Raw genomic sequence first — 14,457 nt, 5'->3', positions numbered from 1 at the left:
CAGATAGAATACCGAGTTTGTTACTTCTTCTTGCGGCGTCGCAGGAGAACCACCAAACCGAGGCCTAGCGCAGCCACGCTGCTCGGCTCGGGAACCATCACCACACCGCTCAGATTCACGAATCGCTGTTGGCCGGTCGCGGTATCCGTGATCGTCAAGAGCGCGCTCTTGCTGCCGGTCGTCGACGTGTCCAACTGGAAGTGGTTGGTGAAGCTCTCGCCCGCACCCAGCGTGAACGTCCCGCCCGGAGCAAAGAAGCCGGAGCCAGTAATCGAGCACGAGTAGGTCAGGTCCTGCACGCCAACCGAACCCCAAATCGCCGCATCGACTGCATTCGAAACCGTCACGGTCTCGAAGATCGACGTGTTGATCATTTGGGTACCGAAGTCGATCGCCGTCTTGTTCGCGGCCAGGTCGGCCGGAACCTTCAGGTCGAGGAAAACCGGTAGGTGGCCGCCCGTGTTGTTCGGGTTGCTGTTGCCAACCGAGTCGATCAGCGCCTGGGCGATGGTCGAACCCACCATCGTGTTGCCGGTGGTGGTCAGAGTGCTGTTAAAGCTGGTCCCATCGTTGCCCCAAACGCGGTAGCTATGGTTAGGGTCGTTCCAGGTGGTGTTGCTATACGCTTGTGTCGTCGATCCGATGTACTCCAGCCCTTTGCCATCGCGAAGCGAATTGCCGGTCAGGATGAAGTCGAATCGGTCATCCAGCCCGCCTGCCCCGTAAGGATCCTGCGTGTGGACAAAGCGGTACGCGCTGTTGTTGTTCCAGGTGATGGTGCTTCCACCGCTGGTGTACGACGTGTTGATCGGATCGTAGAATCGACCGTTCGAAACCGACGTATCAATCAGCTTCTGATAGCTGGTCTCGGCCGAGCTTTGAATGTTGAAGTCTCCGCCGATCATGAAGTTTCGGCCCGCCGGAAGCGAGGCCGCGTCGTTACGGATATTCGTGGTTTCCGTCAGCCGTCGCGCCTTGTCGTCCGACGTCGAACCCGCCTTAAGGTGCGACGAGTAGTAGCTGATCTCGGGGTTAACCGTACTGCTGGCGTCGTATCCCTTCAGCCGGAAGTCGTATCGCTGCGTGTCCCGCGGATCGCCGGTGATGTTCGAAAGACCGATGAAGTCAACCTTCGATTTTCGATAGAACATTGCGCTATCGGTGTCGCCCGTCGAAAGGTACGGCGTGCCAACCGCCCACTGGCCCGATTGGCCCGGAGCGCTGTTCAGTAGATTAAGGAAGTTGTTGACACCGGTCGTGCCTTGAAGTTCCTGAACGACGAGCACGTCGGGATTAAAGCTCCGACCCTCGAACGACGAAAAAAGTGCGGTCTGGAAAGCGCTGGTGCGGCCACTGGAATAGTTAGTGATGTTCCACGTCGCCATGCGAAGCTGGGACAAAGCCGTAGAGGTCAACCCGAAGCCACAAGCAAGCGAAAGCGCCCTCCAAGAAAGACAGGAATGCATAAGCCTAGCTATTTTACCGTCGCTTCAGTTGAACCTAACAAAAGGTACTGTTAAATGTCGTATGCTGGTGCGGCCCTTCGGCCCCAGCCAATGCACGTTCTCGCCTACATTTTGATCCTGATGACCGGGGTAACCTTCGGTTTGATCGGGGCCGGAGGCGCGATCATCGTGGTGCCAATCCTGGTATATATGCTGGGCAAAACCTTCGACGAGGCGACCGGCTACGCCCTACCCATCAGCGTGCTTGTCAGCGGGGTCGGCACCGTCATTGCCGCAAAGCACAGGTCGATCGATTTCAAAAAGGCGCTGGAATTCGGCATCCCGACCGCCATCATTTCCTTTCTTTCCCGCAAGTTCATCCTTCCCGCTCTGCCCGAAATGATGTTCGGCCTCCCGCGAAAGTCGGCGATGATGTTCGCCTTCGCTCTCCTTTTAGTGGGAGCCGGCGTCACCATGATCCGAAGCAAGAAGATTCAGCCGCCGGAGAATCCTCACCCAATGGCGGGGCTTGGGTTCGGTGCCCTGATTGGCGTTTTCAGCGGCGTGTTCGGCATCGGCGGAGGGTTCATCATCGTTCCTACCCTGACCCTCTTCTTTGGCCTGGAGATGAAGAACGCCGTAGGCACCACGCTGTGCAGCGTGGTGATGATCACTTCCTGTGCATTCACCGCCCAGTACTTGAATCACCCCAACATGCCTTGGGGCTTTATCGCCGGAATCATGGCGATGGCGGCCACGGGCATGGTCATCGGCTCGCACCTACGCCAACGCATCGACGGCTCGAAGCTGAAGGTCGGCTTCGGCTACTTTGTCCTTTCGCTGGCCTTCGTGGTCCCCATCCTCGAAATTATCCGCCTCCGCCGGGGTTGAGCACATCGGCCGGAAGCATCCACTGCGTGACCAGGCCCTTCTCATTGAAGAACTGGAACGACTGCCCCACGTGCGATTTCTTGAACGTCTCCGACTTGCGATAGGCGTTGCTGACCATTTTTGCGGTCAGGTCGAATCGGTGAGTTGCGCTTTTCGCCTCGCCTCGAAGGTTGCCGTTCGCATCCACTCTTCCCGCGATCTCGAACCGCTCGCCGTTCTTCACGTCGATGTACCCAGTCACCGCACCATCAGTCGCCACCGTCACTTTGATGTGCCCGTCACCAACCGCACAGGTCAAGTAATTTTTGGTGTGAGTCGGGTTCTGGCTGTCAAATTCTTCGTCAGAAATCCAGGAAGTTTCCGCCTCAGTTGTGCCCACGTAGTTCCCGATGTCCGCCTTGGTTCCGAAGAACATCTCGGTGACGGCTGGTGACGTCTGATTGACCTTCAGGAGTTCGTACATCAGGTCGTCGGCTTCCGCCGTTTTGCCCTGCTTCTTCAGCAGCTTCAGGTATTGCTGTTCGCACCGGAGCGAAACCGAGCTAACCATCGACCCGTGAATATTGGCCAGAGTAGCCAGCACGTCCAGGGCTTCCTCGCCATGGCCCAGATCACACATTGTAAGGGCCACGATGCCCCTCGCCGCGATACCGGCTTCGTTGTTTTCGAACTTCTCGGACAAGAACTGCTTCATCGCCCCGACATCGCCCGACCGCCCCTTTCGCACCACTTCGATCGCCCGTTTCACAATCGCGTTCGTCTCCGAACCACCCTTCACCGTGGCCGCGACCGTGAACGCTTCGGCGTCCTTTCCGCGAGAAATCAGGTAAGCGGCATACATCACTCGCATGTCCGATGAGTCGGGTTCGACAAACACCTGTCGACTCGTGGCGAACTTCACCAGGTCGTCGTCCTCCACCGATGTCGCCAGTTGGAACAGCGTCAAGTAGAAGTCGGTACCCATATCGGGCGCCGAGGCAAAGTCCTTGATATACTTTCGCATCAGGCGCATGGTCGCCGGTCCCTGAAGCGTCTCCGCTCCCAGTTGACCCAGTTCGGCCCACTTCTCCCAATCGGTTCCGATCCGATCTGCTTGGTTGAAGTACAGCATTCGGAACAAGTCGTAGGTCTCCATCAAGGAGCTGGGATCGATGCCGAAGTTCTGGGTTCCGTCTTCCAGGACCGCATTTTCAATCTTATAAGTGAGCGATATGACTTCAAGTTCGTCGTCACAGTAGCGCTCTGCCGCCTCGAAGGCTTTCGCCGTCGCGTTGGCATCCTTGTCCCGCATCCCGACCGCAATTGCAGCCGCTGTGCGGATTCTCCAACTGTAGGGCTGATCGAGCACCTGCAACTCCAATTCATCGGCGACTTCGATTAGGTTCGCGCCAATGATTTGAGCTGACAAGATCACCTCCATTTCCGACAGGTGGGAACGATTGAGCAGCTTCTTGATTGTCTCCACCGCCTCTTTTCGCTCGCCGATCGCCCGCAGGTTCGCCGCTCCGGTTACCGCGATGATCGGGCTGACGTCGTCCTTTTTCAGGAGCGCTTCAATCATCGTTTTGAGTTCTTCGTTCCGGTTCAAGAGCCGAAGGATTGGGAACTGGATGACGGTGAGGACGTCGTCCGAAAGACTCGGTACGGTCTCCGGTTGCTTTAACGCAGCTCGGTAGAGCTCCAACGACTTCGCAAGCTCGTTCTTGGTAAAGGCAATTTCTCCGGCAAAAAACGACTTGAGCCGCCCATCTTTCAGGTCCGGCATCATCATCTGAAGCAGTTCTCGGAGCGAGGTCAGCGGCGCAAACTCACGCGCCTTGCCCCACACGATCAGGGCCGTGACCTCGTCCTTAGGTGACGACTCCCAGTAGGCGCGAAGTGATTTGGTCCGGTCATCGACCGCCGTCATGCGACTGTCTGACTGAACGAAGCCGAGGTTGTAAAAGTAAGGATCTTTCGACCGCTTCAGCATGTCGCAGTACTTTTCCTGTTCGCCGCTTCGACCGAGGTACGGCGTCGCTACGGTCGCATAGTAGGCGCAATACATGTTGGTCGGATCGAGGGAAAGCGCTTGCTTGCAAAGGTCGAGGATGGCCTCGTAGTCGTGGCCATCGAAGAGCGGTTCGACCGTGGCTCGGATTTCGTCGGCTATCTTTTTCGGATTCGAAACTTGCTTGAGGTCGACATCGCCCTTGGATAGCTGGGTGGACTGCTTCGCATCCAAAAACTTCGCGAGCAGAACGTCACTTGTCGGATCGGCAAAACCCATCGGACGTTGGGCATTGTCGCCATAGTCCGGTCTAGTGAACTCATAAACGCCGTTGGCGATGCTATCGCTGATGCGACTGGTCCACAGGCCCCCGGACGCGGTTCGATTGGCCGGGTCGGCCATGGCGCGCAGGAGGAAGTAGGTAAATACCCCCGAATGAATTCGGCTTGACTCGTACGACTTCTGCCCCGGCTCGCAACCCAAAAGCACCGCCAGATTGGCCTTCTTGGCCAAGCCGTAAAGTTCGCTGCCAAAGTCGTTTTTGTCGCCCGCGCGGCAGGCATCGGCGATGATCACAACATTCCGCAACTGGGCGTCGACGAGCTTTTGAATGACCTCGCGAACGGGCAAACCTGTCTTCTCCACGTCTTGTGGAGTCGAATCCGTGGCGCACAAATAGTCACCATGCGGCGTCCCCATTCCATGTCCGCTGAAATAGAGAATGAATAGGTCGCCCTTATCCAAAACCGGGTCGGCCAGCAAATCCTGAAGGGCGGACAGAATGTTTTTCGAGGTCGGCTTTTCGGCCTCGCCCTCGTCGGACAGAAACCGGATCGAGTCATCCGTGAAGCGAAATCCCCGTTCTAAGGCATCGCGAAACCGCTTGGCATCACTTGTTGAATAATGCAGGGCCCCCAAGTGCTCGTATTGGCTTGCCCCGATGATCAGCGCTCGACGGCGAGATTGGACGATAGGAATATGCTGTTCGTCAACCTTGAACTGGGCCAGGCACAACGCTGTCGCAATGGCAAAAATAAACGATACGATCGCTCGCACAACGAATTATTGGACGTAGCGGGCCTCAAATGGCAACTATGAACTGAGGAAATCTGGATGATGTCGCAGGTCTCGTGGGCTCAGGGCGATCAAATCGCACCGGAAATCTCTCTCCTCTCCCATTTCATCCATGTACGATCGCATCGTTCGCCGAAGCGCTTCCGCCTTTTTCGGCCCGATCGTTTCATCGCCCATGTCGTCGGTGCGCCACCGAACTTCGACGAACACCAGAACCTCGCCATCGAGCGCGATCAAGTCGATTTCTCCTCCACGAATCCGGTAATTCCGAGTGATAATGGTGTAGCCCAAACTCAAAAGGTAGCTTGCCGCGCGGTCTTCGGCCGTTCGTCCGGTTTCAACTTTCGAGTTCATCGGGCTCCCATCACATTATGGTTCTGGCGGCGATCTTAGCAAATTCGATCCTTTGGGGCGACGGAAAAATAGTCGAAAAGAAACTGTTCAGCTTGAAAAAGGGACAGTATGTCGCAAGCTCCATCGTCCTCTCGCCCAACCTGGAGCGCTACTCCTACACTACCAAAGACGGCAAGGTCATTGTCGACGGGAAATCCTACGGTCCCTACGTGGGAACTGGCGTACCCACCTTCTCGGGCGACAGCAAGCAGTGGGGCATGCTGGCTCAGATCAAAAAGGATGAAGCGCCGAAACTGATTCTCGATGGCGTTCCCAAGGACACCGAAGCTCCACCCAGTAGCGTTTTCCGCGGCGGGATCCACGGCCCCATCTGTTGGATAGAGCGCAACGACGAGCACGCTCGCCTGGTCACACCCGACGAGACCACCGATTGGTTCGAAAAGATCGAAAAGCTGGACTTCAGCGACGACGGACTGCTCTTCTATATGCGCACCAGCGAGAAGATCAAGAAGGACAAGGACGCGCCGAAGGACGACAATAGCCCCTCGTCGCGCGACTACATCGTGTACAAAGGCGGAAAGCGGGTCCCGCGCGAGCGAGTTTTGCAGGTCTACATCGCACCTAACAACGGAGGCTTCGCCGCTCTCGCCATCGACGACACCATGGTCTTCAAGGGCCAAACCGCCAAGGTCCACGGGCATGTCTACGGTGACCCGCAGTTCTCGCCCGACGGCAAGCACTTCGCCTTTCGGACCGAGTTCACCGAAGTCGTCAACCAGATCAATACCCAACGCTACCAATACGTCATCGACGAACAGCCAATCGAGGGCCTGCAAATTCAAAGTGGCCTCACGTACAGCGACGATAGCTTGCGGTGGGTGATGTGCGGCCTCAACGGCAAGAAGCCGTACCTCTACCTTTCTGATCGAGGACTCATGGCGTACGAAGATGTGGTCGGTCTCGGCGGCGTCACCGACCTATACAAGCAAGCCAAATTCATCAACGGCAAGCTGATCCTTCTTTTCCAGCCACGCCGTAGCAAGCCCTTGCTCTACGTCGAGGACAAGGGCGTCGCTGAGATCGGGCCGTTTATGTCCATTCCCGAGACGTTCTCCGTTAGTCCCGACGGCAAGTACGTAGCGGTCGCCGGATTCCAGGGGCAGGCAACCCACGCCTACGTATACGCAGTCGGCGGATTGGCCAAGGCCGAGGATGCGATGAAGGGAGATTACGATCTTCAAAACCTCGGTGCGGGAACCTTTGTTTGGTCGGGTGATCACCAACTTTCGTTCGCCATTCTCCGCCGAAACGATCTGATCCACGTCTCGCTCGATCCCTAGAAAAGGCTCGCCTGCGCCAACTGTTGAACCGGGCCGTAGCTCTGCCGATGCAGATCGCACGGACCATGTTGTCGGAGCGCCTCTAGGTGTTCTGGCGTCGGATAGCCAAAGTGCTTGGCAAACCCGTACTGCGGATATTGAACGTCAATTTCCACCATGTACCGGTCGCGGGCCGTCTTGGCAAGGATCGATGCCGCCGCGATTTCGGCGACCTTACCGTCCCCTTTGACCACCGCTTCGGCGGTCAGACCAGGCGGAACCCGATTACCGTCGACATAAATTCCGCTCGGAGCTTGCGAGAGCCCTTCGACGGCGCGCTTCATTGCCGCCATGCTTGCCCAGAGGATGTTCAACTCATCGATCTCTCGGTTATCCACGAAGCAGATCGACCAAATCGCTTTGGTCAGAATTTCCGGCTCAAGCGCCTCGCGCTGTTCCCGCGAAAGCTTCTTGGAATCGTTGAGGCCCCGAATCTCGACGCCTTCCGGCAGAATCACCGCCGCCGCCACGACCGGACCGGCCAGCGGCCCTCGTCCTGCCTCGTCTACCCCGGCACAACCAGGAAATCTCTCCAGCTTCATCCAAACACCTCTCGAAATCCCTCGACCAGCTTGGGCGCAAACACGTCCACCGTCACCTCACGTCCCAGTTCTCGCGTCAGCGAGGTTACTCCGTGCGAGCGAATCCCGCACGGCACAATGCTCGAAAACGGCGAAAGATCGTTGTTGCAGTTGATCGCGATGCCGTGCATCGAAACCCACCGTTTGATCTTGATTCCGATCGCGCAGATCTTGTTGCCACCCACCCAAACGCCGCTATTGACATCCAGCCGAACACCGTCTAGTCCGAAGCTCCGCATGGCGAGAATGACCGATTCTTCGAGGTCGCGCATCCATCGGTGGAGGTCTTGTCCGTGCCGCTTCACATCGAAGATCGGATACGCCACAAGCTGTCCCGGTCCATGGTAGGTGATGTCGCCGCCGCGGTCGGTTTTCGTCACGTGGATGCCCTTTTCTTGGTACCAATCGACCGGGTGAAGCAGATTCTCCTCGTGGAAGCTCGCGCCAAGCGTCATCACCGGCTCGTGTTCGAGCAGAAACAGCGTGTCCTCGCCCCCCTCCTGCACTTCGGTAACCTTCGCGAGCTGGATTTGAAGGGCATCTTGATACGAGATTCGGCCGAAGGAGAGGACTTGCAAGACACCTAGTTTACAGTTGGCAGTCAGCAGTTGGCAGAAAGAAAACTCAAGTAAGGTGATGACCGCTTCTTTCGGAGTGCAAATGCCTGCATTTGCTTTCCCCTGCGAGACCTGTCTCGCTGCGCCGCACTCAGCAACTGTCATAATCCTTAACGGAGTTGGCCGGGTGACGGCTCCTGGTCATACGGGAGAGGAAAGTCCGGACTTCGCAGGGCATGGTGCCCTCGGCAACGGGGGGCGGGGTGACCCGACGGAAAGTGCAACAGAAACAAACCGCTTGAAAGAGCAAGGGTGAAATCGTGAGGTAAGAGCTCACGGCTCGACTTGGGTAACCAGCGAGCGGGCAAACCCCACCAGAAGCAAGGCCAAATAGGGAGAGGATGACTCGGCCCGACGACTCTCCGGGTTGGCCGCGCAGATAAATCGTCACACAAATACAGAATCCGGCTTACAGGCCGACTCCATTTTCCTGTACGAAGGGCCAGGGTAGCCTTTTTTTGGGAGTGCTCAAACCTGTTTGAGCTTTGGACTGCGAGACCCGTCTCGCTGAGATTTCGCCGCTCAATGAACCCTCAGCGACATTTCTCGTGTTCGTTATACGTCAAGCTCGTTAAAGGTTCAACATGAAAGGCTTAGGGGTATTTGCTTTTCTGGCCACGGCCGCTTCGAGCTGGGCCTGCTACAACGATGTCGATACCAATCTAACCGAGCTTCGCGACAACCTCGACGTGACCAAGGCGATCATTGGCCGATTCACGCTCTACCCCGCCGCGTACTATCGGCGTCGTATCGAAATCCAGAAGGCCATTCTCCAGAAAGACCCGACCAACCTGGAGGCTTACGACAACATCTCCGTCGCCTACGACCGAATCTGCGACGGCGAAAGCGCCCTCAAGTGGATTCACGAGAAGCGCAAGCATCTGGCCAATGCGCCCAACCAGCAGTTGTACAGCACCGAGGCAAACGAAGGGACTTTCCTCATCGTCCGCTGGATTCGTGGCCACAAACCCGGCGACATCACCGACGCCGTCGAAGCCGAAAAGCACATTGAAAAGGCCCTCAAAATCAATCCGAACGCCCACTTCGGGCGCGAGTTCGCCCAGCTTTACAGCATTCGCGCCATGATCGAATGCGGCAAGCAGGAGAATTGGAAAGCCGCGTTTTGCGATACGTTGATCAAGATAGCCGATCGCGACCACATCGACCGCCGCAAACTCCGATTTGGGATCGCCGGAATGATGGTTCTTGGCGCGGCCTGGAACATGCCGCCGATGATCCAAGCCATGGCGAATCTCGTTCCTGAAGACACCAAGGTCGTTAATCTGTGCACGTTTCGTCTTGCAAACATCATTCCCGGGTGGGACAAGAACGAATACCCCCTCGTCAAAGTAAAGCGGGCCAATGGGCAGGAGCTGGGAGTACTATTCAAGCTCATTGCAAACGGCGATGAGTTCCAAGAACATCGAGAAGAATGGATTCTATCCCAGATCAAAAAGGGCAAACACCCCGACACCAATCCTGACTTCTGGGTTGGATTTACCGACATTGCTGAAGTACCGACCTCAGAATTTGTCGTCATTCGGCATAAAGAGTGGTGGCAGAAGGACGAATTCCGCTACGAATTGGGACATTGTCTCCTCACCGGTATCATCATCGGTCTTCCGATTTCCTACTACATCTATCGACGTCGTCGCTTCATCCAGCAGGGATTTTGAGAAAAATGAGGGGGTTCGCGTTTCTCGCTTGTCTTTTCCTCTCGGTGTCGACTTTCGCCTGCTACAACGACTCGGACACCTACCTCACCGAGCTTCGCGACAACCTCGACATCACCAACGCCATCATCGGCCGATTCACGCTTTACACGGAAAGCTACTACGTGAAGCGGATCGAGATTCAGAAGAAGAATCTCACCAAGAATCCCAACGACCTAGAGGCGTACGACAACCTTTCCGTCGCCTACGATCGAATCGGGGAAGGCGACCTCGCCCTCAAGTGGATTCGCGAGAAACGAAAGCACCTCACCGGCGCGCCGAAACTCCAACTCTACAGCACCGAGGCGAACGAGGGGACCTTCCTTATCGTCCGCTGGATTCGAGGTCATAAACCGGGCGATGTCACCGACGCCGTGGAAGCCGAAAAGCACATCAAGAAGGCGCTGGAGATCAATCCCAACGCCCACTTCGGGCGGGAGTTTGCCCAGCTAGCCTGCATACGGGCCATGATTCAGGCGGGGAAACAAGAGGACTGGGAGCGAGACTTTACCACGGACCTCATCGCCATTGCCGATCGCGACCATCTCGATCATAAAAAGCTGCGCTACGGCATCGGCGGCATGATGGTACTTGGGGCCGCATGGAACATGCCCGTTCTCATTCAAGCTATGGCAGAGCTTGTGCCGGAGGAAGGTCAATTTGCGAGTCTTTGCAAGCAAAAACTGCGATTCATCGCCGATCAGAACGGATATTCAGCCCAAGAAATGGTCGATAAATATCCAATCCGAGCCCAAAGTACAACTCACGGCGCCGACAGTAGCGTCATTCGTGAACTGTTAAGAAACGGGCAAGAATTTCAGCAGAAGCGGCAGGACTGGATCGACCGGCAGGTGGCCAAGGGAATCCATCCGGATACTGGTGGCGATCTTTGGGCCGGATTCACCGACGTCCCGCCGATCCCCAAGGAAAGACTGGCGAATTCGACGATCTGGTCACGAGCCCAAACTTTCATCCTGTTTTGGTCAATGCAGACTTTGGGATGCTGTTGCTTCATCCCGGCGGCTGTCATTCTTCTCGTCTTCCGCGACATCGCTCGTCGCAATCGGTTGAAATAAGAGTGCCCTTCTTATGAGGTCCTTGCACTTCGGAGTGCGCCGATTAATCGGTGCTTTCGACTGAGAGATTTATCTCTCTGCCGGTCTAGGTCGAGATGAATCTCGACTCGCCAAAGCGCGAATGAATTCGCGCAATCCACATGGCCCTCTTTCATCGGTAAAATTCCCGCATGCCAACGCTGCCCCGAATCACCGGGACTTTTCTTGACGAGATCACGCACGATATCCCCAGTCAGAACTGGACCGAGCGGCATTGGCGACGCGAGTTCGAACTCTACTCCCGAATCGGCCTCGACACCCTCATCATCATCCGCGCCGGATACAAAAACAAGTGCATCTACCCCAGCCAGGTAATCCAGAACCTCCTGCCCGTGTACGACGACATCGGCGAAATGTTCTATTCGCTGGCCGACGAATTTGACCTCAAACTCTACTTCGGCACCTACGATTCGGGCTTCTATTGGTGGCGGCGGACCTGGTGGACCGAGGTCGATATCAACAAAGCCTTCATCGACGAGGCCCACGCCCGCTACGGCCACCACAAGAGCTTCGCCGGCTGGTACCTCACCCACGAGACGGGCAAAAACGACGCCCACATCATCGAAATCCACAACCACATCGGCCAGCACTGCAAAAGCAAGGCCGATCTCCCAGTCCTGATCTCTCCGTACCCACAGGGGGCCAAGCAGTCCGGCGAGAACGCGCTTGCCCTCGAAGAGAGCTTCGACCACTGGGACCGAATCTTCGCCGAAACCAACCAGAGCTTCGACATCTGCGCCTTCCAAGACGGCCAAGTCCACTACGAAGAGCTGCCCAAGTTCATCGAAGGCATCGCCAAACTCGGCAAGAAGTACGGCGTCACGATTTGGTCCAATCTCGAAACCTTCGACCGTGATATGCCCATCAAGTTTCCCCCTGCCGACTGGCGCTACCTCCGCTTCAAACTGGAGACCGCGGCCCAAATCGCGGAGAAGATCATCACGTTCGAGTTCCCCCACTTCGTCTCGCCGTTCAGTTGCTACACCTCAGCCCACAATCTGTTCGAGCGGTACGTCAACTACGAAGGGGCCAAATGGAACCCCGATTTCAAAGACGAAGTCCTCGACTGGGTCAAGTCCGTCCGAGATTAGGGGAGGCCAACTATCCCCCGGTTCGCCATGGGGCAACTTGGGCTTTGGAGCGCACCTGTTAGCTCTGGTGGTGGACAGCATCAGGCCCAAAGGGCCGTCGTTTCTTAGCGAAGGCCGAAGGCCTGGTAGAAGATTTCAAGAATTCATGCGGCCGAAGGGTTGCCGTGCCCCTTTTAGATAGATGGATAAATATTCGGATGCGCCGACGACCAAATGCGATGCCCCTTGGCGAAGGGGCCGGTGAAGAAGGAACCGGGGGATAGCAGGCAACCAAAATGCAACGACCAAGACTTCCACACAAACGATCAGACTTTGTCGACCAAACCAGTGTTACATTTCGTCCAGGTGACTCCATGAAACTACCAGTCAAATCCGTCGGCATCTTCGTTTGCGGTGCCGCGATCGCCAGTCTGCCCTACACCCTGAGCCTAGGGAAGGCGAACGCCCAAACGACGACCAACTCCAACTCGCATTCGGATTCCAACGGAGCCCATAGCTCCGCCCAAGCCAGTAGCAGTCAATACTCGTCCAGTTCGAGTGCCAAGAACTCCTCGGCTTTCGACATGGCCAGCCAGCTCGCCCGCGCCAGCCAAAGCGCCGGTTCGTCCGGCTCTAGCGGCTCCGGCGACCTGCCCATCATGGCCCTCAGCAACGACGACCAATATGTGTACGCCGCCGTCGGCAACGTCATCTACAAAGTCAAAAAATCCGAAATGCCGACTATGACCTTCATCGGCCAAGTTCAACCGAAGAGTTCGAACATCCGGCCCTAATGGTCCACGCCCGGCAGAGGGAAGTCTTTGTTTGGAATGTGCTCCTTGGCAAAGACTTCCTTCGCCCGCTTCACGATGTCGGGCCGCGAGGCCGCCAAATCGTACGTCTCCGACGGATCGGCGACCAGGTCGTAGACCTCGATTAGGTCGGGCTTCTTGATCAGATTCGGCTGAATCGCCTTCATCCGCCCAAACACCACCGCCCGCATCGAGTTCGCTTCGGGATACTCAAAGTACAGATACTCCCGCTTCTTCGCCGCCTGCCCCGTGAACTCGGGCACGTAGCTGACGCCGTCGGTCCGCGGAGCCTTTGCCCCGCAGAAATCGGCGATCGAAACCAGCGAGTCGTACCCCGCGAACGGCACATCACATTGGGTCCCCGGCCTGATCATCGACGGATACCACGCAATGAACGGCTCACGGTACCCACCCTCGTACAGGCTCATCTTTCCGTCTCGATAAACGCCGTTTGACTGGAAGAAGTCACGATCCACGCCGCCCGCAAAGGTCGCTCCGTTATCCGAGGTGAAGATGATCAAAGTGTTCTTATCCAAGCCGTCTTTCTCAAGTTCCTTGCGAATCTCACCTACCGTGAAGTCCAAGTAGGAAATCATCGCCGCGTAGGTTGCGCGAGGGCGAGGGGTTGGCAGATAGCCTTTCTCGCCCAGATACGGCTTGGGGTCCCACGACTTCGGATACTTTTCGATCCAGTCCACCGGAGCCTGAAGCGCCACGTGTGGCGCGGTCGGAGCGAAGTACAAGAAGAACGGCTTGCCTTTAGAGGACTTGATGAAGTCGATGCAGTTCTCCAGGAACTTCGTTCCGGCATACGTCTTGCCGCCGTACAGCTTGTTGTACTCCTCCAGGTCCTCGGGAACCGATGTCGCCTTTTGGTGGGCGTTGTAGATCGGGTTGCCCAGGAGGTCCGGCTGGTGGTTCTTCCAAAGGTACGGCGGGAAGCTGTTGTGCGCCCGGCGCTGGCACAAGAAGCCATAGAAAAAGTCGAAGCCGTGGTCCATCGGCGTGTCGCCCGGGTCGGGGCCGCCCAGGCCCCACTTGCCCACGATGCCCGTTCGGTAGCCCGACTTCTTCAGGACTTCCGCGATAGTCGTTTCCGACTTTGGCAACGGGAACTGCCCTTCGGGATCGTTTGGGCCGAACCCGCCCGTCTCTTTGTTGCCACGGATCGCCGCATGCCCCTGGTGCTTGCCCGTCAACAGCGAGCATCGCGTCGGGGCGCATACCGGGCTCGGCGCATAGAACTGGGTGAACTTCATCCCCTCCGCCGCCAGCCGATCGACATTCGGCGTCAGAATCTTCTTCTGCCCATAGCACCCCAGCTCGCCGTACCCCAGGTCATCGACCATGATGTAGATGACGTTTGGCTTGACGGCCATTTGCAGGGCAAGACAGAGGGACAGCATGGCCCCAGTTT

General features: G+C 56.8%; 12 protein-coding genes and 1 other RNA gene. 7 read left to right on the top strand and 6 right to left on the bottom strand.

Annotation, left to right across the window (positions count from 1 at the left end):
- Nucleotides 1-20: 20 nt before the first annotated feature.
- Nucleotides 21-1,466: a PEP-CTERM sorting domain-containing protein gene (locus GC165_02815; protein MBI1331790.1), complete on the bottom strand. Its 1,446-nt coding sequence runs from the start codon at nt 1,464-1,466 to the stop codon at nt 21-23.
- Between the two features lie 54 nt (nt 1,467-1,520).
- On the opposite strand from GC165_02815, the gene GC165_02810 reads away from it, so the two are divergent.
- Complete coding sequence (locus GC165_02810) at nt 1,521-2,336, top strand: TSUP family transporter (protein ID MBI1331789.1); 816 nt, start codon at nt 1,521-1,523, stop codon at nt 2,334-2,336.
- Here GC165_02810 and GC165_02805 read toward each other — a convergent pair.
- The gene (locus GC165_02805) at nt 2,314-5,382 is read right to left on the bottom strand and encodes a hypothetical protein (protein ID MBI1331788.1); all 3,069 of its coding nucleotides are present in this window, start codon (nt 5,380-5,382) and stop codon (nt 2,314-2,316) included. The two genes, GC165_02810 and GC165_02805, sit on opposite strands and share 23 nt — an antisense overlap.
- A gap of 36 nt (nt 5,383-5,418) precedes the next feature.
- Nucleotides 5,419-5,754, bottom strand: a complete 336-nt coding sequence (locus GC165_02800) for a YraN family protein (GenBank protein ID MBI1331787.1) — start codon at nt 5,752-5,754, stop codon at nt 5,419-5,421.
- Nucleotides 5,755-5,846: 92 nt separating this feature from the next.
- On the opposite strand from GC165_02800, the gene GC165_02795 reads away from it, so the two are divergent.
- Entirely contained in the window at nt 5,847-7,094 is a 1,248-nt protein-coding gene (locus tag GC165_02795; protein MBI1331786.1) for a hypothetical protein, read from the top strand.
- Here GC165_02795 and GC165_02790 read toward each other — a convergent pair.
- Complete coding sequence (locus GC165_02790; GenBank protein ID MBI1331785.1) at nt 7,091-7,675, bottom strand: ribonuclease HII; 585 nt, start codon at nt 7,673-7,675, stop codon at nt 7,091-7,093. The two genes, GC165_02795 and GC165_02790, sit on opposite strands and share 4 nt — an antisense overlap.
- Nucleotides 7,672-8,436, bottom strand: coding sequence for a lipoyl(octanoyl) transferase LipB (gene lipB / locus GC165_02785; GenBank protein MBI1331784.1), 765 nt, complete (start codon nt 8,434-8,436; stop codon nt 7,672-7,674). Before lipB ends, GC165_02790 begins: the two co-directional genes overlap by 4 nt.
- A 10-nt stretch (nt 8,437-8,446) precedes the next feature.
- Here lipB and rnpB point away from each other — a divergent pair.
- The 5 genes from rnpB (at nt 8,447) to GC165_02760 (ending at nt 13,022) form a co-directional block, all read left to right on the top strand.
- Nucleotides 8,447-8,759, top strand: an RNA gene (gene rnpB / locus GC165_02780) — RNase P RNA component class A.
- A 156-nt stretch (nt 8,760-8,915) separates the two neighbouring features.
- A complete protein-coding gene (locus GC165_02775) occupies nt 8,916-10,007 on the top strand; it encodes a hypothetical protein (GenBank protein ID MBI1331783.1) in 1,092 nt (363 codons plus the stop codon).
- A gap of 5 nt (nt 10,008-10,012) precedes the next feature.
- Nucleotides 10,013-11,119 carry a hypothetical protein gene (locus GC165_02770; protein MBI1331782.1) on the top strand — a complete coding sequence of 369 codons (1,107 nt, stop codon included), beginning with the start codon at nt 10,013-10,015 and terminating at the stop codon, nt 11,117-11,119.
- A 170-nt stretch (nt 11,120-11,289) separates the two neighbouring features.
- Nucleotides 11,290-12,249, top strand: a complete 960-nt coding sequence (locus GC165_02765) for a DUF4434 domain-containing protein (protein ID MBI1331781.1) — start codon at nt 11,290-11,292, stop codon at nt 12,247-12,249.
- Nucleotides 12,250-12,602: 353 nt separating this feature from the next.
- Nucleotides 12,603-13,022, top strand: a complete 420-nt coding sequence (locus GC165_02760; GenBank protein ID MBI1331780.1) for a hypothetical protein — start codon at nt 12,603-12,605, stop codon at nt 13,020-13,022.
- Here GC165_02760 and GC165_02755 read toward each other — a convergent pair.
- Nucleotides 13,019-14,446, bottom strand: a complete 1,428-nt coding sequence (locus tag GC165_02755) for a sulfatase-like hydrolase/transferase (GenBank protein MBI1331779.1) — start codon at nt 14,444-14,446, stop codon at nt 13,019-13,021. The genes GC165_02760 and GC165_02755 overlap by 4 nt on opposite strands.
- Nucleotides 14,447-14,457 lie beyond the last annotated feature (11 nt).

The sequence above is a fragment of the Armatimonadota bacterium genome, assembly GCA_016125185.1.
Taxonomy (GTDB): Bacteria; Armatimonadota; Fimbriimonadia; order Fimbriimonadales; family Fimbriimonadaceae; genus Fimbriimonas.
Note: the sequence above shows the minus strand (reverse complement) of the source record. Positions and strands in the feature narration are given on the sequence as shown.

Bases quoted from the DNA above. Each gene is read 5' to 3' on its own strand.
- GC165_02810 (MBI1331789.1), top strand. From the start codon at position 1,521: ATGTCGTATGCTGGTGCGGCCCTTCGGCCCCAGCCAATGCACGTTCTC.
- GC165_02790 (MBI1331785.1), bottom strand. From the start codon at position 7,675: ATGAAGCTGGAGAGATTTCCTGGTTGTGCCGGGGTAGACGAGGCAGGA.
- GC165_02800 (MBI1331787.1), bottom strand. From the start codon at position 5,754: ATGAACTCGAAAGTTGAAACCGGACGAACGGCCGAAGACCGCGCGGCA.
- GC165_02765 (MBI1331781.1), top strand. From the start codon at position 11,290: ATGCCAACGCTGCCCCGAATCACCGGGACTTTTCTTGACGAGATCACG.
- GC165_02755 (MBI1331779.1), bottom strand. From the start codon at position 14,446: ATGCTGTCCCTCTGTCTTGCCCTGCAAATGGCCGTCAAGCCAAACGTC.
- lipB (MBI1331784.1), bottom strand. From the start codon at position 8,436: ATGACAGTTGCTGAGTGCGGCGCAGCGAGACAGGTCTCGCAGGGGAAA.
- GC165_02815 (MBI1331790.1), bottom strand. From the start codon at position 1,466: ATGCATTCCTGTCTTTCTTGGAGGGCGCTTTCGCTTGCTTGTGGCTTC.
- GC165_02760 (MBI1331780.1), top strand. From the start codon at position 12,603: ATGAAACTACCAGTCAAATCCGTCGGCATCTTCGTTTGCGGTGCCGCG.
- GC165_02770 (MBI1331782.1), top strand. From the start codon at position 10,013: ATGAGGGGGTTCGCGTTTCTCGCTTGTCTTTTCCTCTCGGTGTCGACT.
- GC165_02775 (MBI1331783.1), top strand. From the start codon at position 8,916: ATGAAAGGCTTAGGGGTATTTGCTTTTCTGGCCACGGCCGCTTCGAGC.